This is a genomic window from Microbulbifer sp. ABH2_005 (assembly GCF_056160005.1).
In genome coordinates, this window is the sequence record NZ_JBSWWI010000001.1 from 2,718,673 (window position 1) to 2,740,922 (window position 22,250).

The 22,250-nt window shown below is 54.0% G+C and carries 18 protein-coding genes and 3 tRNA genes; 2 read left to right on the top strand and 19 right to left on the bottom strand.

Annotation, left to right across the window (positions count from 1 at the left end; translation table 11 throughout):
• Positions 1 to 45: 45 nt before the first annotated feature.
• From pheT to uvrB, 8 genes are all read right to left on the bottom strand, one after another.
• Complete coding sequence (gene pheT, locus ACXAFI_RS11840) at positions 46 to 2,421, bottom strand: phenylalanine--tRNA ligase subunit beta (RefSeq protein ID WP_475108972.1); 2,376 nt, start codon at positions 2,419 to 2,421, stop codon at positions 46 to 48.
• 131 nt (positions 2,422 to 2,552) lie between these two features.
• On the bottom strand, positions 2,553 to 3,566 hold the full coding sequence (pheS, locus tag ACXAFI_RS11845) for a phenylalanine--tRNA ligase subunit alpha (protein ID WP_152452787.1): 1,014 nt from the start codon (positions 3,564 to 3,566) through the stop codon (positions 2,553 to 2,555).
• Between the two features lie 205 nt (positions 3,567 to 3,771).
• Positions 3,772 to 4,131 carry a 50S ribosomal protein L20 gene (gene rplT / locus ACXAFI_RS11850; RefSeq protein ID WP_020413350.1) on the bottom strand — a complete coding sequence of 120 codons (360 nt, stop codon included), beginning with the start codon at positions 4,129 to 4,131 and terminating at the stop codon, positions 3,772 to 3,774.
• Positions 4,132 to 4,166: 35 nt separating this feature from the next.
• The gene (gene rpmI, locus ACXAFI_RS11855; RefSeq protein WP_020413351.1) at positions 4,167 to 4,361 is read right to left on the bottom strand and encodes a 50S ribosomal protein L35; all 195 of its coding nucleotides are present in this window, start codon (positions 4,359 to 4,361) and stop codon (positions 4,167 to 4,169) included.
• Positions 4,362 to 4,510: 149 nt separating this feature from the next.
• A complete protein-coding gene (gene infC / locus ACXAFI_RS11860) occupies positions 4,511 to 5,050 on the bottom strand; it encodes a translation initiation factor IF-3 (RefSeq protein WP_475109819.1) in 540 nt (179 codons plus the stop codon).
• A 27-nt stretch (positions 5,051 to 5,077) separates the two neighbouring features.
• Complete coding sequence (thrS, locus tag ACXAFI_RS11865) at positions 5,078 to 7,006, bottom strand: threonine--tRNA ligase (protein ID WP_475108973.1); 1,929 nt, start codon at positions 7,004 to 7,006, stop codon at positions 5,078 to 5,080.
• Positions 7,007 to 7,113: 107 nt separating this feature from the next.
• A tRNA-Val gene (locus ACXAFI_RS11870) sits at positions 7,114 to 7,190 on the bottom strand.
• Between the two features lie 150 nt (positions 7,191 to 7,340).
• Positions 7,341 to 9,347, bottom strand: coding sequence for an excinuclease ABC subunit UvrB (gene uvrB / locus ACXAFI_RS11875; RefSeq protein ID WP_475108974.1), 2,007 nt, complete (start codon positions 9,345 to 9,347; stop codon positions 7,341 to 7,343).
• 241 nt (positions 9,348 to 9,588) lie between these two features.
• Between uvrB and ACXAFI_RS11880 the strand changes: the two genes are divergently transcribed.
• Both ACXAFI_RS11880 and ACXAFI_RS11885 read left to right on the top strand, forming a co-directional pair.
• A tRNA-Asn gene (locus ACXAFI_RS11880) sits at positions 9,589 to 9,664 on the top strand.
• A gap of 46 nt (positions 9,665 to 9,710) precedes the next feature.
• A tRNA-Asn gene (locus ACXAFI_RS11885) sits at positions 9,711 to 9,786 on the top strand.
• Positions 9,787 to 9,931: 145 nt separating this feature from the next.
• Here ACXAFI_RS11885 and ACXAFI_RS11890 read toward each other — a convergent pair.
• From ACXAFI_RS11890 to pheA, 11 genes are all read right to left on the bottom strand, one after another.
• Complete coding sequence (locus ACXAFI_RS11890; protein ID WP_475108975.1) at positions 9,932 to 11,893, bottom strand: polysaccharide biosynthesis protein; 1,962 nt, start codon at positions 11,891 to 11,893, stop codon at positions 9,932 to 9,934.
• Between the two features lie 59 nt (positions 11,894 to 11,952).
• Complete coding sequence (locus tag ACXAFI_RS11895; protein WP_475108976.1) at positions 11,953 to 12,843, bottom strand: MraY family glycosyltransferase; 891 nt, start codon at positions 12,841 to 12,843, stop codon at positions 11,953 to 11,955.
• Positions 12,844 to 13,005: 162 nt separating this feature from the next.
• On the bottom strand, positions 13,006 to 13,308 hold the full coding sequence (locus tag ACXAFI_RS11900; protein WP_152452777.1) for a ComEA family DNA-binding protein: 303 nt from the start codon (positions 13,306 to 13,308) through the stop codon (positions 13,006 to 13,008).
• A gap of 141 nt (positions 13,309 to 13,449) precedes the next feature.
• Positions 13,450 to 14,160 carry an orotidine-5'-phosphate decarboxylase gene (gene pyrF, locus ACXAFI_RS11905; protein ID WP_152452775.1) on the bottom strand — a complete coding sequence of 237 codons (711 nt, stop codon included), beginning with the start codon at positions 14,158 to 14,160 and terminating at the stop codon, positions 13,450 to 13,452.
• A 48-nt stretch (positions 14,161 to 14,208) separates the two neighbouring features.
• On the bottom strand, positions 14,209 to 15,399 hold the full coding sequence (gene lapB, locus ACXAFI_RS11910; RefSeq protein WP_475108977.1) for a lipopolysaccharide assembly protein LapB: 1,191 nt from the start codon (positions 15,397 to 15,399) through the stop codon (positions 14,209 to 14,211).
• Between the two features lies 1 nt (position 15,400).
• Complete coding sequence (locus ACXAFI_RS11915) at positions 15,401 to 15,709, bottom strand: lipopolysaccharide assembly protein LapA domain-containing protein (RefSeq protein ID WP_253868900.1); 309 nt, start codon at positions 15,707 to 15,709, stop codon at positions 15,401 to 15,403.
• Positions 15,710 to 15,828: 119 nt separating this feature from the next.
• Positions 15,829 to 16,137, bottom strand: a complete 309-nt coding sequence (gene ihfB, locus ACXAFI_RS11920; RefSeq protein WP_152452771.1) for an integration host factor subunit beta — start codon at positions 16,135 to 16,137, stop codon at positions 15,829 to 15,831.
• Positions 16,138 to 16,277: 140 nt separating this feature from the next.
• Positions 16,278 to 17,957 carry a 30S ribosomal protein S1 gene (rpsA, locus tag ACXAFI_RS11925; protein ID WP_152452769.1) on the bottom strand — a complete coding sequence of 560 codons (1,680 nt, stop codon included), beginning with the start codon at positions 17,955 to 17,957 and terminating at the stop codon, positions 16,278 to 16,280.
• Positions 17,958 to 18,130: 173 nt separating this feature from the next.
• A complete protein-coding gene (gene cmk, locus ACXAFI_RS11930) occupies positions 18,131 to 18,820 on the bottom strand; it encodes a (d)CMP kinase (RefSeq protein ID WP_152452767.1) in 690 nt (229 codons plus the stop codon).
• A gap of 68 nt (positions 18,821 to 18,888) precedes the next feature.
• Positions 18,889 to 21,120, bottom strand: coding sequence for a bifunctional prephenate dehydrogenase/3-phosphoshikimate 1-carboxyvinyltransferase (locus ACXAFI_RS11935; protein ID WP_475108978.1), 2,232 nt, complete (start codon positions 21,118 to 21,120; stop codon positions 18,889 to 18,891).
• A complete protein-coding gene (gene pheA, locus ACXAFI_RS11940; RefSeq protein ID WP_152452763.1) occupies positions 21,120 to 22,223 on the bottom strand; it encodes a prephenate dehydratase in 1,104 nt (367 codons plus the stop codon). Before pheA ends, ACXAFI_RS11935 begins: the two co-directional genes overlap by 1 nt.
• Between the last annotated feature and the right edge of the window lie 27 nt (positions 22,224 to 22,250).

The window sequence follows — 22,250 nt, forward strand, 5'->3', positions numbered from 1 at the left end:
TCTCGGGGTGCAATTCAGTCTGCACACCGAGAGCATCATGCTCTGTTAGCGCAGACTAGCGTTATATTTTTGTTCTAATTTACCGACCACCGCATCCAAGGCGGCATTGATTTCTTCGTCATTAAGGGTGCGCGACGAATGCTGAAACGTCAAGCCCAAAGCGACACTTTTTCTATTTAAATCAATACCTTTGCCCTGGTAGACGTCAAATATCTTGAGGTCCGTCAAGGTTTCACCGGCGGCCTCTGTGGCGGTCTCTACCAGGTTGGCGGCGGGAACGTCCGCATCAATCAACAGGGCCAGGTCGCGGCGCACTTCCGGGAACTTGGACAGCGGGCGGAATGCGGGGGCTTTACCGTCTCCGATTGCTTCCAGGCTGAGCTCGAATACGAAGGCCGGCTTGGCCAAGTCCAGCTTCTTCTGCAGCTGCGGGTGCAGGGCACCGATAACCCCTACTTCGCGGTCACCGCGCATAATCTTGGCGGTTTGACCGGGGTGCAGCGCGGAGTGTTGGCCGGCGACAAAGCGGAATTCCTCGGCGACACCGGTGCGGGCCAACAGGGCTTCCACGTCGGCTTTCACATCGAAGAAATCCACGCTGTCTTTGCTACCAGTCCAGTTTTCCGCAAAGCGGTTACCGTAGGCGAGACCGGCGATCATCTGCTCCTGGTGCAGCTCGGCGCCAGGTACGAAGCGCAGGCCAGTTTCGAACAGGCGCACGCGGTTTTGCTGGCGATTGAGGTTGTACTGCAAGGCTTTACACAGGCCCGGCAATAAGGTGGTACGCATCACCGCCAGCTCAGCGCTGATTGGGTTCTGCAGGGCCACCGGATCGGCTTCCGGGTCAAACAGCGCGGCGCTGTCGCTATCGATAAAGCTGAAAGTGATCGCTTCGTAGTAGCCGCGGCTCAGTAGGGTCTGCTCCAGGTTGTCCTGGGCAATGGTGCTCTCCGGGCGCGGGGCAATTTCCAGCTCGGCGGTAAAGCTCTCGCTGGGAATACGGTTGTAACCGTAAACACGGGCCAGCTCTTCCAGCAGATCGGCTTCGATGGCGATATCGAAACGGAAGCTGGGGGCAAGGAAGGTCCAGCCTTCTTCATTCTGATCAATCTTTTCCAGACCCAGGCGGGTAAGGATATCGACAATTTCGTCATCAGCCAGCTGGATACCCAGGCCCTGCTCTACCCGCGCACGGCGCAGGGTAATATGGCGCTCGGCGGGCATGGTTTCGGTCAGCTCGCGCAGATGAACCGGGCCAGGCTCGCCGCCGACAATGTCCAGCAGCAGCTGAGTAGCGCGCTCAACCGCTTTCTCTTGCAGGTGATAGTCCACTCCGCGCTCAAAACGGTGAGAGGAATCGGTGTGAAGGCCATAGGAGCGGGCCTTACCGGCTATCGCCAGCGGACTGAAGAAGGCGCTCTCCAGGAAGATATGTTGGGTGCCTTCGGTAACGGAAGAATCCAAGCCGCCCATAATACCAGCCATGGCCAGAGGCTTCTCTTCGTCGGCAATTACCAGGGTACCTTCCTGCAATTTCACTTCCTGGCCGTCCAGCAGGGTCAGCTCTTCGCCGGCTTCTGCCATACGTACCTTGATACCGCCAGAGAGTTTCTCCAGGTCGAAGGCGTGCATGGGCTGGCCCAGCTCCAATAAGACGTAGTTGGTCACGTCTACTACCGGATCGATACTGCGCAGGCCGCTGCGACGCAGACGCTCTTGCATCCACAGGGGTGTTACGGCTTTGATATCAATATTGCGAATGACACGACCTACGTAGCGCGGGCAGGCGGCTTCGGCCAGCAGGGATACCGGCAGGCTCTCGTCGATTTGCTGGGGTACCGGGGCAACTTCCGGGCCCTGCACGGCACAGCGATTCAGTACGCCCACTTCGCGGGCAATGCCGGCAACACCGAGGCAGTCGGAGCGGTTCGGGGTGAGATCCACTTCGATAGTCTCGTCATCGAGCTGCAAGTATTCGCGCAGATCGGTACCGGTGGGTGCGTCTTCCGGCAGCTCCCAGATACCGTCGTTGTCTTCGCCCAATTCCAGTTCGGTCTGTGCGCAGAGCATGCCGAAGCTCTCTACACCACGCAGCTTGGCTTTTTTGATTTTAAAATCGCCCGGCAGCTTGGCGCCTACCAGAGCAAAAGGAATTTTGATTCCAACGCGCGCGTTGGGGGCACCACACACTACTTGCATTTCACCGTCGGGGTGACCGGCCACTTTACACACGCGCAGTTTGTCGGCATCCGGATGCTGTTCACAGGCGACAATCTCACCCACAACCACCCCGGAAAAATCACCCGCTACTTTCTCTATGCCATCCACTTCCAGGCCGGCCATGGTAATTTGATCGGCCAGTTCCTGTGTGGTGAGTTTCGGGTTTACCCATTCCCGCAACCAGGAGTTGCTGATTTTCATAGTTGATCTCTTTCTGTATTCCGTCAGCGCAGCTCTGTGCGCATTTCGCCCGGAGTATTTATTTCGCCACCCGGGCCTCCACAATTCGATTGCTACTGCGAACAGCCTCGGCTATTCGCACTCTCACTGGGCTAGAACTGTTTCAAGAAGCGCAGATCGTTATCGAAGAACAAGCGCAGATCGTTAACGCCGTAACGCAGCATGGCGAGGCGCTCGATACCAATACCGAAGGCAAAGCCGGAGTATTTTTCGCTGTCGATATCGCAGGCGGCAAACACATTCGGGTGCACCATGCCGCAGCCGAGAATTTCCAGCCAGCCGGTGCCGGAACATACGCGGCAACCTTCACCACCACAGGCGGTGCACTGGATATCCGCTTCTGCGGAAGGCTCAGTGAATGGGAAATAAGACGGACGGAAACGTACCGGCACTTCCGCTTCGAAGAAAGCACGCAGGAATTGGTCGATGGTGCCTTTCAGATGCGCAAAGCTGATGTTCTCCCCGATTACCAGGCCTTCTACCTGGTGGAACATGGGCGAGTGGGTCACATCGGAGTCGCAACGGTATACGCGGCCCGGGCAGATAATGCGCAACGGCGGAGATTTTTTCTCCATGGTGCGGATCTGCACGGAAGAAGTGTGGGTTCTCAGTACGGTGGTGGGGTCCACGTAGAAAGTGTCATGCATCGCGCGCGCCGGGTGGTGCGCAGGAATATTCAGGGCTTCGAAGTTGTAATAGTCCTGTTCGACTTCCGGGCCGTTCTCAACAGTAAATCCGATGCCCGCAAAGAATTCTTCTACACGCTTTAAGGTGCGGGTGATGGGGTGAGCATTGCCCTGCTCTTCACCGCGCCCCGGCAGAGTGACATCAATGGTCTCTTCAGCCAGCTTGGCATTGATGGCGGCCTGCTCCAGCATTGTACGGCGCGCGTTAATTTTTTCCTGCACCTGCTGCTTGGCTTCGTTGATCTTGGCACCCGCAGCCGGGCGCTCCTCAGCAGACAGCTTGCCCAGGCCTTTCAGCAGTGCCGTCAGCTGGCCCTTTTTGCCCAGGTAATCAACACGCACCTGATCCAGTGCGGCGAGGCCGTCGGCCTTCTCCACCAGCTCCATTGCCTGCTCGGTGAGGGACTGCAAATCTTGCATCGAACTGTTCCCGTTTGAATCCAACTTCGATTGGGGCCTCACGGCCCTAGTTTTTTGTGCTTGTTTCGGCCGGTGCGCTTGCACCGCGGGGGCTCCCCTGGCACCGCCACCGGTAAAAATAGCGGAAACCCCATAAAAAAATAGGGAAGGGCCGCTACAGCCCTTCCCTATTTTAAGTATTCAGTTTTACAACTGAAGTGACAGCTTACGCTGCCAGGGCTGCCTTAGCTTTTTCAACTACGGCAGCAAAAGCGGCTTTATCGTAAACAGCCAGATCAGCCAGTACACGGCGATCCAGTGCGATGTCCGCTTTCTTCAGACCTGCAATCAGGCGGCTGTAGCTCAGGCCTTCGGCACGGGACTGGGCGTTAATACGGGTAATCCACAGAGCGCGGAAGTTACGCTTCTTAACGCGACGGTCACGGTATGCGTACTGACCAGCTTTAATAACTGCCTGCTTGGCAACGCGGAATACGCGAGAACGCGCACCGTAGTAGCCTTTAGCCTGCTTCAGAATCTTCTTGTGACGACGACGCGCCTCTACACCACGTTTTACACGGGCCATAACTTATCCTCTTAAACCTTTGCGATTTGGGCCAATTACTTGGCGCGCAGCATACGATCGACCAGACCGGCATCAGACTTGTTCATAGTCTGGGTGCCACGCAGCTGACGCTTACGCTTGGTGGTCATCTTGGTGAGGATGTGGCTCTTGTTAGCGTGCTTGTGCTTGTAGCCCGCAGCCGTCTTCTTGAAGCGCTTGGCAGCGCCACTATGAGTCTTTGCTTTCGGCATTTTGTACTCCAAAGTGAATATTCGCCTGTATAAAACAGGCACCTTTAGTAACTGCCGACAACCAGGGGTTATCGACACTGTGAGAGTGAGGAGGCAGCCGTCGCCCAATCACTTCTCAAAGGAGGTTCCGGGAATCGCTTCCCCAAACCTCACTTTTTCTTTTTGCTGGGAGCGAGAACCATCAGCATCTGGCGACCTTCCATCTTTGGTCTTTGCTCTACAACAGCCAGCTCTTCCAGGTCTTTTTCGATGCGCTGCATCATTTCCATGCCGAGCTCCTGGTGAGCCATTTCACGACCACGGAAGCGCAGGGATACTTTGGCTTTGTCACCCGCTTCAAGGAAGCGGATGAGGTTGCGCAGCTTGATCTGGTAGTCACCGATATCGGTGCCAGGGCGGAATTTCATTTCCTTGATCTGCTGCTGCTTCTGCTTCTTCTTGGCCGCATTCTTGGCTTTCTTGGCCTCGAATACGTGCTTGCCGTAGTCCATGATCTTACAGACTATCGGCGTGGAGTCCGGGGCAATTTCAACGAGATCCAAGCTGGCCTGTTGCGCAGCCTCCAGCGCCTCACTCAGGGAGACAATGCCTACCTGTTCGCCATCAGCGCCAATCAGGCGGATTTCTGACGCTTCAATCTGATCGTTTATGCGGGCCTTTTTGGACCGTCCCTTAGTGTCTCGTTTAATAGCTGTGGTCTCCCAGTTGCCAAGTTGTTATGCATTATCTTCGGACAAACGGCCGCGGCGACTGACGTCCTGCTCGAGAATCTCAAGGAAAGACTCATAAGTCATGCTTCCCAGGTCCTCACCGCTGCGGGTGCGCACGGCAACCGTCTGGCTCTCTACTTCCTTATCGCCAATGACCAGCAGATAAGGGACACGCTGAAGCGTGTGCTCGCGGATTTTAAAGCCGATCTTCTCGTTTCTCAAGTCAGCACTGGCGCGGTATTCAAGGGCGCCGAGGCGAGCCTCAAGATCGCGGCAATAATCAGCCTGACGATCGGTGATATTCATGATTGCCACCTGCTGTGGCGCCAGCCAGGTGGGGAACGCGCCTTCATAGTGCTCGATCAGGATTCCGATAAAGCGTTCGAAGGACCCCAGGGCTGCGCGGTGCAACATGACCGGTGACTGACGCGAGCCATCTTCGGCAACATATTGCGCATCCAGGCGGCCCGGCATAGAGAAATCTACCTGAATAGTACCGCACTGCCATACACGGCCGAGGCAGTCTTTCAGGGAGAATTCGATCTTGGGTCCGTAGAAGGCACCTTCACCTGGCAGCTCCTCCCAGGGCAGACCTGCGGCATCCAACGCATCCGCCAGCGCTTTTTCCGCCTTGTCCCAGCTTTCATCGGAACCTACACGCTTCTCCGGGCGAGTGGAGAGGCGGTAAATAACATCATTAAAGCCAAAGTCTTTGTACACGGAATGCAGCAGATCCATAAAGTCAGAAACCTCTGACTGGATCTGGTCTTCGCTACAAAAGATATGGCCATCATCCTGCACGAAGCCGCGCACACGCATCAGACCATGCAGGGAACCGGAGGGTTCACTACGGTGACAGGAACCAAACTCCGCCAAGCGCAGCGGCAGGTCGCGGTAACTGCGCAATCCTTGATTGAACACCTGCACATGACAGGGGCAATTCATCGGTTTGATGGCAAACTGACGCTCTTCACTGGTGAGCGTAAACATGTCATCGGCAAACTTGTCCGCATGACCGGACTTGCGCCACAGGCTGAAATCCACCAGCTGTGGGGTTTTGATTTCTTTGTAACCAAACTCGCGCTGACGGCGACGCATGTACTGCTCGACAGTGCTGTATATCGTCCAACCATTCGGGTGCCAGAACACCATGCCTGGCGCCTCTTCCTGGATATGGAAGAGATCGTATTTCTTAGCCAGCTTGCGGTGGTCACGCTTCTCTGCTTCTTCAATACGGCGCAGGTAAGCTTTTAATTCTTTCTTGTTGGCCCAGGCAGTACCGTAAACACGGGTCAACATCTCATTGCTGGAGTCACCGCGCCAGTAGGCACCAGCCACCTTAGTCAGCTTAAAGGCCTTCAATCTGCCAGTGGAAGGCACGTGGGGGCCGCGACACAGGTCTTCAAAGTCGCCCTGGCGGTACAGGGAAATATCTTCATCACTGGGGATACTGTCGATAATCTCGGCTTTGTACTCTTCGCCCATATCTCGGAAGTATTGCACCGCTTCTTTACGAGGCATTAGCCGGCGACTGACCGTAATATCTTCCTTGGCCAGCACTTCCATACGCTCTTCGATCTTTTCCAGGTCTTCCGGCGTAAATTGGCGCTCGTAGGCAAAATCGTAATAGAAGCCATCTTCGATAACCGGGCCAATAGTGACCTGGGCCGTCGGGTACAGCTGCTTAACAGCTTGCGCCAGCAAGTGTGCGGCAGAGTGGCGAATGACTTCCAGGCCTTCGGGCTGGCGGTCGGTGATAATGGCCAGATTGACATCGCGATCGATGATATAGCTGATATCAACCTCTTTGCCGTCGACTACGCCAGCAAGTGCAGCCTTGGCCAAACCGGGACCGATATCTGCGGCCACGTCATGCACGGAAACCGGAGCGGAAAATTCTCGACGAGAACCATCGGGGAGAGTAACAACGAGCATTGTTTGTCCTTTCTCTCAGTGGCGATCCCTACCAAAGACCGCATGAAACTATCCATGAAACCTTTCATGGAACTATTGATTCGGATGGAGTAACCACCCTTTGAAGATGGTAGACCCGAGCGGATTTGAACCGCTGACCTCTGCCATGTCAAGGCAGCGCTCTAACCAACTGAGCTACGGGTCTAGAACTCTGCAGCGGGGGAACCCAGTGCTGCGAAGAGCGCGAACTTTAGCACCGCTTTTCAGTGTTTTCAACAACTTACTGAGCTTTTGCAGTAATTTTTTTAAGTGATTGCGGCTATGTGGGCAGCCGATAAAGCTGCCCCCAACCCAATTATTCCACTTCCTTCAGGCGTGAAATCTCATCTCGCAACTTTGCTGCAGATTCAAACTCCAGGTTTTTGGCGTGCTCATACATCTGGTTCTCCAACTCAGCAATTCGCGCCCAACGCTGCTTGTCAGATAATGGTTTGGCGTCAACCTTGTAGGCGCCCTTCCCTTCGGCCACTTTACGCCTACTTTTGGGCACACCGGGAGCCACAGCCCCCTCAAGAATATCGGCGACACTTTTGCGAATACCTTTCGGTGTGATGCCATGCTCCTTATTGAAGGCAAGCTGTTTTTCCCGGCGACGGCGGGTCTCCTCGAGCGCGCGCTCCATAGAGCCGGTTACTTTGTCTGCATACAAAATAGCCCGCCCCTCAAGGTTGCGCGCCGCCCGGCCAATAGTCTGGATCAGTGAGCGGTCAGAGCGGAGGAAGCCCTCCTTATCGGCATCGAAGATGGCCACCAGGGCAACCTCTGGCATATCCAGACCTTCACGCAGCAAGTTAATACCAACTAGCACGTCAAACTCGCCGATGCGAAGATCGCGAATAATCTCCACCCGTTCGACAGTATCGATATCGGAGTGGAGGTAGCGTACCCGCACCCCATTCTCCGCCAGATACTCGGTCAGGTCCTCTGCCATCCGCTTTGTCAGCACGGTAATCAGCACTCGCTGATCCGCTTCCGCGCAGCGGTGAATTTCAGAGAGCGCATCGTCAACCTGGGTTTGAGCCGGGCGTATTTCCACTTCCGGATCAACTAGCCCCGTGGGCCGCACTACCTGCTCAACCACCTGCCCCGCGTGATCAGCCTCATAGGGCCCCGGTGTCGCCGAAACAAATACCGTTTGCGGGGCCAGGTGCTCCCACTCTTCAAATTTGAGCGGGCGGTTGTCCAGGGCGGAAGGGAGACGGAAACCGTACTCCACCAGGGTCTCTTTGCGCGATCTATCCCCACGGTACATACCGCCAATTTGCGGCACGGTTACGTGGCTTTCATCGATAAACAGCAGCGCATCGTTTGGCAAGTAGTCAAAAAGTGTGGGCGGTGGCTGGCCGGCATCACGACCAGACAGGTAACGAGAATAATTCTCCACGCCATTGCAATACCCTAACTCCTGCATCATTTCCAAATCATATCGGGTACGCTGATCCAGCCTCTGCGCCTCCAGCAGCTTGTTATTACCGCGCAACTGATCCAGACGCACCCGCAGTTCATCCTTGATTTCATCGATAGCGCTGACAATGGTCTCGCGCGGGGTAACGTAGTGACTCTTGGGGAAGATGGTAACCCGGGGAACTTTCTTGAGCTGCTCGCCAGTAAGAGGGTCAAACAGGGTGATCTCTTCAATCTCTTCATCAAACAGAGACAGGCGAACCGCCTCCAAATCGGAGTCGGCCGGGTAGATATCAATAATATCACCGCGCACACGATAAGTTGCGCGGCGGAAATCGGCATCATTGCGCGTGTATTGCAACTCCGCCAACCTGCGTAAAATTGTGCGCTGATCCACCAGGTCGCCGCGATCCAGATGCAACACCATTTTTAGATATTTATCGGGATCACCCAGGCCATAAATAGCCGATACCGTGGCGACGACCACAACATCACGCCGCTCTATCAGTGCCTTTGTGGCAGAAAGGCGCATCTGCTCAATGTGCTCATTTACCGATGCATCCTTCTCAATAAAAGTATCTGAGGAGGGCACATAAGCTTCAGGCTGGTAGTAGTCGTAATAGGAGACGAAATACTCGACGGCATTCTTAGGGAAAAACTCTTTGAACTCCCCATAGAGCTGGGCAGCCAACGTTTTGTTGTGCGCCATCACTATTGCCGGGCGCTGTAAGCGCTCGATGATGTTCGCCATAGTGAAGGTTTTACCCGAACCCGTAACCCCCAGCAGCGTTTGATGACTCAAACCATCGTCTATACCCTCAGATAACTGCTCGATCGCCAGCGGCTGATCCCCGGCTGGCTGATACTTAGATTCCACCTTAAAAGGCCGCGACTCCATACACTTCCCTCAACCACTCAATCGTTCATGCAACACCGGATTGTAGGCTGTCGTCATACCACCCTCAAATACAAGAGAATAGCGTCCTACCCTGCCCTCCTCAGACCTGAGGCGTTTTGCTCGCAGGCCAAATAAATATTTTCCTGACAAATCAATTAGTTAAAGATCAAAAAAGGGGTTGACCTAGTCAGGAGTGCTCTATAATATACGCGCCATCTCAACGGCACAGCCGAAAAGATATTCCGCCTTAGCTCAGTTGGTAGAGCAAATGACTGTTAATCATTGGGTCGCTGGTTCGAGCCCAGCAGGCGGAGCCAAATTTCAAAGCGCAGCTTAATTTGCGCTCTATAAGTTAGATTAAATTCCGCCTTAGCTCAGTTGGTAGAGCAAATGACTGTTAATCATTGGGTCGCTGGTTCGAGCCCAGCAGGCGGAGCCAAATTAAAACCCCACATAGCATGCTATGTGGGGTTTTTTCTTGTATAACCACCCTATCTTTTTCACCTCGACCTTTATTTCTCACCCCCGAAAAGCCCCTCAGCTACCAGCTTATAAAGTACTGAGGGTCGCCAGTGGTAGCGGCCCTATAAAAAGCTACCGGAGACGCCCTCATTAGAGACGGGAAGTCGCTCAACGGTGGCCATTTTTACCGGGCGGGGCACTCTGGCAGAGCAAGACCAAACGGCATCGGCCAAGCCGTGCCTTGAGACATAACCACTTACCGATTCAGATAAGATCTGATGGACCTTCTCGCAGTGATGCTCAGCACAGGCCTGCCTCAGTGCCGCAATAAGCGATCGCAGGGCCCCCCTCTCCAGGAACTCCTCTTCCGCGCGCATAATCATCGGGTGGTCGGTACCCGATACATTGTCACCAAGTAGCAGCTCCTCGTAGAGTTTCTCCCCGGGACGCAAGCCAGTCACTTGAATCTCAATATCTCCGTCAGGGTTTTTATCATCCTTTACGGAGTGCCCCATAATCCTGATAAGCCGCTCGGCAAGATCATAGATTTGTACCGGCTCTCCCATATCCAATACAAATACATCGCCGTTGCGGCCCATATTCCCGGCCTGCAAGACAAGCTGAGCGGCTTCGGGAATGGTCATAAAGTAGCGGGTCACCTTAGGGTGGGTCACAGTAACGGGGCCGCCCGCATTGATCTGATCTGTAAACAGAGGGATAACCGAGCCAGAAGAGCCCAGCACATTACCAAAGCGGACCATACAGACCCGCATTTTGCTGGAGTGGCGACCATAATCCTGACACACCAGTTCGGCAAGGCGCTTGGTGGCACCCATGACATTCGTTGGGCGTACGGCCTTATCGGTAGAAATCAGAACAAACTGCTCCACCTTGGAGCCTTCGGTGGCCTCCAAAACTGACAGGGTACCCAGCACATTATTGTCTGCACCCAGAACGACATTCTGCTCAACCAATGGAACATGCTTATAGGCAGCGGCATGATAAATAGTATTTACCGAAAAGCCTTTAATGATATCGGCCATTCGCACTTTATCTCGGACATCACCAAGTAGTGCAGTCACCTTGAGCTGATACCCTTCGTCCAGCTGCTGCTGGCGAAGCTCACGCTCAATTTGGTAGAGGACATACTCAGAGGATTCAACCAGCACTAAGTGAGTCGGCCCCCACTGGGCAATCTGCCGGCACAGTTCCGATCCAATAGACCCACCAGCACCAGTAACCAGCACCACCTTGCCGCTAATAGAGCCAGCTATCAAAGTTTTTTCAGGCTCTACTGGAGCCCTACCTAAAATATTTTCATAGGTTTGGGACATATCTTCGGTGCGGCCCGCCGCATCAACCAGCTCCTCCACACCGGGAATGGCCTTGACCACCAACCCCTGCTCACGAAGCCCCCTTGCTATTTCCCGGCGCCGGCGCTTAGGCACGCCAGGCATTGCCAATAAAACCTCAGCAATATCCTGATCGGCAACAACGCTAAGGATGTTTGCCGGGGAATAAACCATAACACCATCAATCAAAGTCTTTTGCTTAGAGGTGTTATCGTCAAAAAAGGCGACGGGCTTATAGACTTCACCATGAAGCAACGCCTTATAAACCTGCAAACCAGCCGTACCGGCGCCATAAATTGCCACGCGAGTTTTATGGATCTCCAAGGCCATCTGATAGTAAATCCTAACCAGCCAGCGAGACCCACCCACAGCAATCAGTGCAAAACACCAATAGATAACTGGTACCGAGCGAGGGACGCCCGCAGTGGTCAAATAAGAGGCTACTGCAAGTAGAATTGAGGATGCTGTAACCCCTTGGAGTACGGCGATAACCGCTTTCTGCCCCATGTAGCGAATAACCGTGCGGTACAAGCCGAGCTTAAGAAATATAAAGCTACTGGAGCAGATGGTAATAACCAGGCAGGCCAGCATTGGCAACGTCACAGCCTCAGCAAAGCCATTGAGCCGAATTGCCATAGCAATAAAAAAGGCAACACTCAGCATCGCGAGGTCAAACAGCAACATCAATGTCGGCTTCTTGGCCCTGTCAAATTTTCGCCAAATACCAATCACAGGATTACTCCAAACATAGAATCAACCAATCCCTGGCCCCATTCGAGCGACCATCAAAGTCAAGCTGCCGTCAAGGCAACAAAAGCGAATGCGACACTAGATGCAGCAACCATTAAAGCCAACTGCAAATGTAGTGTTTTTCTCACTCCAATTCGGAGTGCCAAGCGCTGGTACACGTGCTCTCGATGGGCCTCCCACCAGCGCTGCCCAGTGGCCACTCTGCGCAATAATGTAAAACTGGCATCCACCCAAAATGGGCTAAATACAATGATCGGGAACCATAACTGAAAGGCCCCTCTCTGCCACCCAAACACGCTTAAAGCGAACACTGCCAAACCAATGCCTGTGGACCCTGCATCCCCCATAAATATTCGAGCAGGGGGCCAATTAAAGCGCAGGAAAATCACTGTGCACACCACAAACAAGGCGCACACACCAGCCAACTCCCAATCACCAGCAAAAAAACACACAAGACCAAGAGATAAAAAACCGATCACAGTCATGCTGCCGGCAAAGCCATCCATGCCGTCCATAAAATTGTACAGATTGATCATCCAACTCCCCGCCAGAACGAGGGGAAGAAGCCACCACCAATCCACCTCTCTGGGTAGCGAAAGAACAATCAATATCGCGGCGATTAACTGGGTGGCAAAACGTACCCTAGCAGCCACATGCCGCACATCATCTATGGCCGATACAGCAAGCAGCAAGAAAAAAGATATATAAACCGGCAGAGGAAAAGATGCCGGCCCCACAGCTAAGCCCAGCCCGCAACCCGCCAATAGCGCCCAACCACCAGTGCGAGGAACCGGGTCGCTATGCATGGAGCGATGATTGGGCACATCCAGGGCCAAATTTTGCATGCGCGACAGCAAGACAGATGTCATGCCGTAACTCAATGCCCCCCCAACTAACAAGGGGAGCAACCAAGCTAAAAATGAACCTGTCAAAACTTTCTCCTTCAACACCTACTATTGACGCAACACATAGCGCTAAAACTAAACCTCAGAACAAGCGCTGACATCAATTTCGCAGCAGAGGAGAGCTGAGGCAGAGAGGCACCCCATCCTATCAACAAAGGGGAATCCTCTTCGCCCCTAATTCCAAGTCAACTACAATCGAATCCGCTCACGATTCTTGTCGAGCGTCGCTGCACCAATCCCTTTGACATTGAGCAGCTGATCTAACGATGTAAAGGGACCATGCTGCTCCCGATACTCAATAATCAGCTGCGCTTTGGCCTCACCAATGCCGACAAGCCTGTCAGCAAGCTCTGCCGCGGATGCACTGTTTACATTGACCGCAATAGAGTCTTGCTGTGCAACCTCAATCTCCTCGGCGGATAATGCCGATAAAGAAAAAAATGAAAGGGCAATAGCCAAAAATACAGAAATTAACGAATGAGCTTTTATCATGATCGACTCCCAGTGAAAGTGTTTTGGTTTCACATTGGGACTGCTATACCTCCCCAAGCCGGAGCATGATACCAACAGGTCATATGAGCCTCTTGCATAGGCTTATTACACTACATGACACCCAGTCAAAGCAAACAAACCTTATTTTCCTGCAATTTCAGCCAATATATCTTGCAGGGCTGTCAGGGGGTACTCTGCCGCGGTGATTGGTCGACCAATTACCAAGTAGTCAGATCCCTGATTCAATGCCTCAGAAGGGGTAAGAGTACGTCGCTGATCGCCGGCGTCACTACCGGCAGGGCGAATCCCTGGGGTCACCAAAGCAAAATCTGGACCACAGGCTTCTTTTAGCGCTTCAGCCTCGCGCGCAGAGCAGACTACACCATCGAGACCACAGGACTGAGCCTGAGCGGCCAGGTTGAGCACCTGCTCCTCCAAGGGCTTACCAACCCCAGTTGCTGCAAGCTCTTCCTGGGTGGTGCTAGTCAGCACAGTGACTCCGATCAGCAACGGCCTACCTTCGCCAAGCTCACTCAACGCATCGGCAGCCGCTCTCATCATGCGCTCTCCGCCACTAGCGTGCACATTTACCATCCAAACACCCAGGCGCGCTGCCGCCTTTACCGCTGCTGCAACGGTATTGGGGATATCATGAAATTTCAGGTCCAGAAAAACCTCAAACCCTCGATCGACAAGGGCGCGAACCAGATCTGGCCCCGCAATAGTGAATAATTCCTTGCCAACTTTTACTCGACAAAGAGATGGGTCTAGCTGATCCGCCATAGAGAGCGCGGCATCGGCGTTGTCATAATCGAGGGCGACAATAACCGGGGAGGAGACTTGAGAATGCAAAGAAATACCTCTAAAAAAATTAGACTAGATAGCGATCGAGGAAATCCATCACTCCCCCTCGATCCCCTTGACTGAGCGGACAGAGTCCCAATGCTTGCAGCTGGGGCATAACCAGTGCAATTGGTTTCCAGAGAATCCACAATTACTGCAACGATAGTGCGGACGATTGGCGATCAGTTGATCAACCAATGTTTTCAGCAGGGAGAGATTTTCCCTCGACCTACCTTGCGCCGTGCCAATATACAAATCCAGAAAACGGCCAAGTCCTCGCAATGATGGGCGCAGAGCAAGCTGCTTGCCCATAAAGGCTGCCGCAGCGGCTTCACTATCCTGCTCTTGAATCCTGCTAGTAAGAGCGATCAATACGCTATTCGATGGGTGCTCCTTGAGGAGCGACTCAAGATAGCGATCCAACCCCTTTCCATCATCCAGCTCGACATAGCAGGTGATTAATAACTCCAGAATTTCCGGAATATAGTCGGGGCTTTGCTTGGGAATCCGCTGCAACACCTTGATAGCGTCACGCTGCTTACCGAGCAAGTATTCAAGACGCGCCCACAGTAAGCAGGCTCTGACTGAGCTGCGATCATACCCCAAAGCCGCATCTAGATGTTTACGCGCACTCAAATAGTCTTTGCCTGCAATAGCCTCCTCAGCCAACTCACAGCAAAAGTGCGCCTGTATAGGAGCCCAGTCAGCGGACAATCGCTTGAATCGGCGACCATGCAAAAGATTTACCGCATGGATGGCTTTAGCCCACTCTCTCTCATCCCTATAGACCTCAATCAAATGTTCGAGACTGGTTGCCCGCAGCTCCTGGGAGGTTTCAACCAGCTCCTGTAGAAGCCGCTCGGCCCTATCTAACCAGCCAGCGGCGATATAGTCGCAGGCCAACTCAAACTGGGCTTTATGCTGGCTCTGCCTTGATAAGCTGGGACGCGCGAGCAGGTTCTGGTGGACCCTGATAGCCTGGTCGTACTCCCCCCTTCTACGCAAGAGATTGCCCAGAGCCAGGTGCGTATCGAAAGTGACCGGGCTGACCTCAAGAGAATCGATAAACTTCTCAATGGTGTCATCGTGGTGCTCGCTCAGAAGATAATTAAGACCCTGCGCATAAGAGCGAGCCAGGGACTGCTCCCGCTCACTAAAGTCGGGCTTTCTCCTGGAGCTACCGCGACCCAATACCCAACCGATAGCAACAGCAGTCAGCAGAAAGAAGAAGTAGGCAAGATCCAGCAAGTCAGTCTCCGGAAGCCTTACGGTGAACGGCTTGCAGTTCGCGCTCCATCTTTTTGAGCTGCTTGTTCAAACCTCTAGCGCGGCGGTGCTGGGAAAAAATCGGTAAAAGACTGGCAAGGAAGCCGAGCAAAACGCCCAGAAGCAGCATACAGATCAGCCAAACCCCAACGCTTCCGGACTGCAGGGAGTAACCCGCAATAACCGGGGAGATCACCTGGGAGTTTTCCACCGCAAAATAGATACCGAGAGCAACGCAAATCAGGGCCAAAAGGCCGAAAAAAAAGTGCATCAGCCAGCGCAGAAATGACAAGGGAACCTCCACGTTCCACGAAAGATTGGCTCAAACTAGCGGCCACAAGGATTTTCAGGCGAATGATACTGCCATTTTGGAAGCACCACCCCTCTCATCCGGCAATATCCGAGGTGCAATCATACTTCGATCCCAGCCACATCGTGCATGCTGCGATTTACTCTGTCGCGCAATTCTTTGCCAGGCTTGAAATGGGGAACATATTTACCCGCCAGCGCCACAGCATCCCCCGTTTTAGGATTCCGCCCAGTGCGTGGTGCACGGTAATGCAGTGAAAAACTGCCAAAACCTCGTATCTCAATGCGCTCCCCCTGAGAGAGGGAATCAGACATGGTATCCAACATCACCTTGACCGCCAGCTCTACATCCTTAACTGGCAGCTGATCCAACCTCAACGCAATCCTTTCGATCAGTTCGGACTTGGTCATGCGCTCCGCAACCTTTGTAAGTCATTGATTTTCTGGAGTAGAGCGCCAATCATCTAATAGAAAGCCGGACTGGGCAACCCCAGTCCGGCTTTCGGGTCACTTCAGACAAGAAATCTGAAGTGGTGAACACTCAAAGATGATTAGTCTTTGTTGTTCATCTGTGCCTTGATCAGGTCACCGATAGTAGCAGGCTGAACTTGCTCAGACTGCTTCTTGCTGTGATCCTTGATGGCTTGCTTCTCGTCGTCCTGATCTTTGGCTTTGATAGACAGGCTGATCACGCGGTTCTTGCGATCCACGCTGGTGATCTTAGCTTCTACTTCTTCGCCTTCTTTCAGAACGTTGCGAGCGTCTTCAACCTTGTCGCGGCTAATTTCTGAAGCGCGCAGAACGCCTTCAACTTCATCTGCCAGGGTGATTACCGCTTGCTTAGCGTCCACTTCCTTCACGATACCATTGACGATGCTGCCGCGATCGCTAGTGGATACGTAGTCGGAGAACGGATCGGACTCCAGCTGCTTGATACCCAGGGAGATACGCTCGCGCTCGGAATCGATGCCCAGGATAACAGTCTCGATTTCGTCGCCTTTCTTGAACTTGCGAACAGCTTCTTCGCCAGCTTCGTTCCAGGAGATATCGGACAGGTGAACCAGACCGTCGATGCTGCCGTCGAGACCGATGAAGATACCGAAGTCAGTGATAGACTTGATCTTGCCGGAGATCTTGTCGCCCTTAGCGAATTTACGCGCGAAGGCATCCCACGGATTTTCCTGGCACTGCTTGATACCCAGGGAGATACGACGACGCTCTTCGTCGATATCCAGAATCATCACCTCTACCTCGTCGCCAACCTGGACAACTTTGGACGGGTGAATGTTCTTGTTGGTCCAATCCATTTCGGAAACGTGTACCAGGCCTTCCACACCTTCTTCCAGCTCTGCGAAGCAGCCGTAGTCGGTCAGGTTGGTTACAACCGCCTTCACGCGGCTGTTCTCTGGGTAGCGCTGCTTGATGGATACCCAAGGATCTTCGCCCAGTTGCTTCAGGCCCAGGGATACACGGCTACGCTCGCGGTCGAACTTCAGTACTTTTACTTCGATCTCGTCGCCAACGTTCACGATCTCGCTCGGATGCTTGATACGCTTCCAAGCCATATCGGTGATGTGCAGCAGGCCGTCGATACCACCCAGATCTACGAAAGCACCGTAGTCGGTCAGGTTCTTAACGATACCCTTAATGCTCATGCCTTCTTGCAGGCTTTCCAGCAGCGCTTCACGCTCTTCAGAGGTTGCAGCTTCCATCACGGCGCGACGGGAAACCACTACGTTGTTACGCTTGGCATCCAGCTTGATAACCTTGAACTCGAGCTCTTTACCTTCCAGGTGCGCGGTGTCGCGAACCGGGCGAACATCGACCAGAGAGCCGGGCAGGAATGCGCGGATATTGGCAACGTCGACAGTAAAGCCACCCTTAACCTTACCGCTGATAACACCTTTAACCACTTCGTCAGCTGCGTGCGCTGCGTCGAGGATTTTCCAGGCTTCGGCGCGCTTGGCTTTTTCACGGGACAGACGGGTTTCACCGAAACCGTCTTCTACAGCTTCCAGGGCAACCTGTACTTCGTCGCCCACCTGCAGCTCAACTTCGCCTTTATCGTTGGCGAACTGTGCAGCAGGGATAACGCCTTCAGACTTCAGGCCCGCGTGAACGGTTACCCAGTCTTTGTCTACGTCAATTACAACACCAGTGACGATAGCGCCCGGTGCCATTTCAACGCTTTTCAGGCTCTCTTCAAATAGATCAGCAAAGCTCTCGCTCATTACATTACCTATAGTGCTGGGTCCAGCCGTTAGTAACTGTTGAGTTTAGTCAACCGCCAGCCAGGACCCCAACCGCGATGCCAGAACGCGGGTCGGATTACAACAACGGCCGGGCAATTCTGGCAAAACCCGGCCGCTATCGTTAAAAACTTTCTGCTACTGACTTCTGTGGTTCAGGGCGCGATCCGCTCCTGTACCAGTGCCATTACTTTATTGAGAACATCCTCAATCCCAACCCCAGTACTATCGAGCTCTACCGCATCTTCAGCGGGAGCCAGGGGGGACGCTTTTCGATTCATATCCTGTGCATCACGGGCACGGATGTCCTCCAGCAGGTCGCGGAGGCTAACAGAAACCCCCTTCTCCCGCAACTGCGCTTCGCGCCTCCTGGCGCGCTCCTCTGCACTGGCGGTTAGATACACCTTAACGGGGGCATCGGGGAACACGGTGGTGCCCATATCCCGGCCATCGGCCACTAAACCTGGCTGAAGCCTGAAGTCCCGTTGACGCTGCAGTAATGCGGCGCGCACGCCGGGGATTGCAGCCACCGTAGAAGCCGCCATACTCACCCGCTCCATGCGGATTTCATGGCTGACCTCCCGACCCTCCAACAAGACCTGCAAGCGACCATCACTTATCGGAAAGCGAACATCCAAATCTTTGGCAACCTGAGTCAGCGCTTCTTCATCGGCGAGATCCACCTCTTTTTCCAGGGCGGCCAAGGCGGCAGCCCGATAAAGAGCGCCAGAGTCCAAAAGAGCAAAGCCCAGCCTGTCGGCCAGCAGCTTTGCGATAGTTCCCTTACCTGAGCCACTGGGACCGTCAATTGTGACAACCGGTGGCAGCTTGCTTGAATCATTCATAGTTATTCGTACAACTCTACTTCATCGTTAGCCGCGCAAACCGGCTCCCCCCATAAAGATACCCTAGGTCAAGCTAACTGCAGCCTAAAGCCTGAACCAACTGCCAGTTCAGCAAAGTTCGGAAAGGAGGTCGCCACATTGGCGCAGTGGAGGATGCGGATTGTATCCTTTGCACGCAGCGATGCCACCGCAAAAGCCATAGCGATACGGTGATCTCCTAAACTATCCACGGTGCCACCGGAAAATACCGCTTTTTCTGGGGAGCCATTGATCACGATTCCATCTTCGGTAGGCGCCGCACTTACCCCCAAGGCAGCAAGACCATTGGCCATCGCCTGAATACGATCACTCTCTTTTACACGCAATTCTTCAGCACCGGTCAAAACCGTCTGCCCCTGCGCGCAAGCCGCGGCAATAAATAGTGCGGGGAATTCATCGATAGCCAGAGGCACCTGATCTTCGGGAATAGCAATTCCCTTTAAAGGCGCATAGCGAACCCGGATATCCGCGACCGGCTCCCCCCCCACAGTGCGTTTATTTGAAAGCTCAATATCACCACCCATAGCCCGAAGGATATTAATGACTCCATCGCGCGTCGGGTTGATTCCCACATGCTCCAGGGTCACATCCGCCCCTGGAGAAATAGCCGCAGCCACCATAAAGAAAGCCGCTGAGGAGATATCCGCCGGCACATCAATACGACAAGCCTTCAACTCTCCATTTCCTTGCAAGGTCGCGCGGGCACCATCACGTCCCACGGAATAACCAAAACCCTGCAACATGCGCTCGGTATGATCACGGGTAGGAGCCGGCTCCACAGTGCTGGTTTCACCTTCTGCATAGAGGCCGGCGAGCAGGACCGCAGATTTCACCTGGGCACTTGCCATTGGCAGGTGATAATCGATACCGGCGAGTCGTTTACCACCTTTGATCAATAGTGGTGGACGCCCCTCGGGCCCGGTTTCAATTGCTGCGCCCATGTCTCGCAATGGGTTGGCAACCCGGTTCATGGGGCGCTTAGAGAGGGATTCATCACCGGTCAGAGTGACATCAAAATTCTGACCCGCGAGCAAACCAGCAAGCAGGCGCATAGAGGTCCCGGAGTTACCCAGATAAAGCGGGCCAGGCGGCGCCTGTAAACCATGCAACCCCACTCCATGTATCGTCACTCGGCCCTTATCCGGCCCCTCAATGACCACCCCCATATCGCGAAATGCCTGCAGAGTGGCCAGAGCGTCCTCCCCCTCAAGGAAGCCCTCCACTTCTGTCACCCCTTCAGCCAGAGAGCCCAGCATAATTGAGCGGTGTGACATGGATTTATCTCCCGGAACACGGAGTTTGCCACTCACGGTACCACCCGGTTGCGCGATAAAAGTAACTTCCTTTGCTTGCATAGGTTCTGAATACGCTTGTTTCGCTAACATTTTTGTAAAGTGATCCCGCGCCGCTTTAGCGCGGGTAAAGACCCCCATCAGTGCCGAGCTATCACCAGAGGCGATCGCACTGCGCAGGGAGGAAAGATTGAGACTGTAGAGATCGATCGCTTTTAAGATGGCATCTCGGTTAGCCAGCATAATATCCCGCCACATCACCGGGTCACTGGAGGCAATGCGAGTGAAGTCGCGAAAACCACCGGCCGCATAGCGGAAAATATTTTCATTCTCAGCATCATGGGCCAGGGTATCCACTAGGCTAAAGGCGATCACATGGGGAAGGTGGCTGGTCGCGGCCAGTACTTCATCATGCTCTTCCACCGACATTTTCAATACTTCAGCTCCGGCGGCCTGCCACGCCTGAGCCACTCTGTGCAGGTGATCGACATCGGTGTCAGGAGCTGGGGTGAGGATTACGCGGTGATCGCGAAAGAGGTCATCGCGCGCAGCGCTTACCCCACTTTTCTCGGAGCCGGCAATTGGGTGCCCTAACACCAGATAATTCGGTACCCTGCCCCAGGTTTTTTCCGCCGCACTCTGCACACTCCCCTTAACACTGGCACTATCGGTGACAGTCACACCTTCAGGCAAATGATCCTTCAGCTGCGCAAATACCGACTCCACTGCGAGAGTTGGCACCGCAATAAAAACCAGATCCCCAGCTTCCAGCTGCTCAAGCGCTGGCGGCAGGCTTGTGTAGGCGCGATCGACTACACCCAATCTCTTTGCCTGCTCGCAGACCTCCTCCTGAAGCGCCACACCGATCACTTCACGGCAGGCTCCCGCCGCCTTGAGGGCGAGCGCAAAGCTGCCACCAATAAGGCCGATACCCACAACCAACAAGCGGCCAACACGCACTTGTCCCATCACAGGACACCGCGCGGGTAGGAGCCGAGCACTTTCAGATCCGAAGCACAGGCACCGACCTCTTTTAGCGCCTCAGCAATATCCTTCGTATCGCGGTGACCTTTAAAGTCGACAAAAAACACGTAAGTCCAGTTGCCAGACTGAGAAGGCCGCGTTTCCACCCTGGTAAGGTCGATGCTGTAGCGGCGGAAGGGCTCAAGCATATCGTGCAGCGCACCTGGCTCATTGCGCATGGAGACCATCAGAGAGGTCTTATCATCGCCACTGGCAGGCACCTGCTGAGTGCCAACGATCAGGAAACGCGTGGAATTATCCGGGCGGTCTTCAATTTTCTCTGACAGCACTTTCAGGCCATAGAGATCGGCCGCCATATCCCCGGCGATTGCCGCGGCATTCCACTCCCCTTTAACACGCTTGGCCGCATCCGCATTACTGGAGACCGCCACCCGCTCCACGTTGGGGTAATGTGCATCCAGCCATTTGCGGCATTGGGCCAAACTCTGGGCATGGGAATAAATACGCGTGATCGACTCCGGCCGAGTCACATCGGAAATCATCAGGTGATGGTGAATACGCAACTCCACCTCTCCGCAAATACTGAGATTGGAGTTCATAAAGTTGTCCAGGGTGTGATTGATCACACCTTCAGTGGAGTTCTCTACCGGCACTACGCCGTAATTCACAGCGCCGGCCTCCACCTCACGGAAGACTTCATCGATGGCCGCCAGCGGACGACTCTGCGCGGAATTGCCAAAATGCTTCAAGGCTGCCTGCTGGGTAAAGGTACCTTCAGGCCCAAGATAAGCTACCTTGACCGGCTCCTCCAGAGCGAGGCAGGCGGACATAATCTCTCGAAAAAGCCTCGCCATTTCCTCATCGGTCAAAGGGCCAGCATTGCGCTCCATAGCGCGACGCAGAACCTGCGCCTCACGTTCAGGGCGATAATAAAGCGCATCCTCTCCGGTTGCTTTTTTTACCTCCGCCACCTCCAGTGCGCAACTGGCCCGCTCGCTGATTAGCCGGGCGATCTCCGAGTCAATGTCATCGATACGATTGCGCAGCTCCAGCAGGCGCTGGTCGCCTCCCACGGTTTCCTCTGTCATCCGCTTTCTACTTTCCTGGGTTTATTA

Excerpts from the sequence above, each read along its gene's own strand:
- pheT (WP_475108972.1), bottom strand. The coding sequence starts at position 2,421 with ATGAAAATCAGCAACTCCTGGTTGCGGGAATGGGTAAACCCGAAACTC.
- pheS (WP_152452787.1), bottom strand. The coding sequence starts at position 3,566 with ATGCAAGATTTGCAGTCCCTCACCGAGCAGGCAATGGAGCTGGTGGAG.
- rplT (WP_020413350.1), bottom strand. The coding sequence starts at position 4,131 with ATGGCCCGTGTAAAACGTGGTGTAGAGGCGCGTCGTCGTCACAAGAAG.
- rpmI (WP_020413351.1), bottom strand. The coding sequence starts at position 4,361 with ATGCCGAAAGCAAAGACTCATAGTGGCGCTGCCAAGCGCTTCAAGAAG.
- thrS (WP_475108973.1), bottom strand. The coding sequence starts at position 7,006 with ATGCTCGTTGTTACTCTCCCCGATGGTTCTCGTCGAGAATTTTCCGCT.
- uvrB (WP_475108974.1), bottom strand. The coding sequence starts at position 9,347 with ATGGAGTCGCGGCCTTTTAAGGTGGAATCTAAGTATCAGCCAGCCGGG.
- ACXAFI_RS11900 (WP_152452777.1), bottom strand. The coding sequence starts at position 13,308 with ATGATAAAAGCTCATTCGTTAATTTCTGTATTTTTGGCTATTGCCCTT.
- ihfB (WP_152452771.1), bottom strand. The coding sequence starts at position 16,137 with ATGACCAAGTCCGAACTGATCGAAAGGATTGCGTTGAGGTTGGATCAG.
- rpsA (WP_152452769.1), bottom strand. The coding sequence starts at position 17,957 with ATGAGCGAGAGCTTTGCTGATCTATTTGAAGAGAGCCTGAAAAGCGTT.
- cmk (WP_152452767.1), bottom strand. The coding sequence starts at position 18,820 with ATGAATGATTCAAGCAAGCTGCCACCGGTTGTCACAATTGACGGTCCC.
- ACXAFI_RS11935 (WP_475108978.1), bottom strand. The coding sequence starts at position 21,120 with ATGGGACAAGTGCGTGTTGGCCGCTTGTTGGTTGTGGGTATCGGCCTT.
- pheA (WP_152452763.1), bottom strand. The coding sequence starts at position 22,223 with ATGACAGAGGAAACCGTGGGAGGCGACCAGCGCCTGCTGGAGCTGCGC.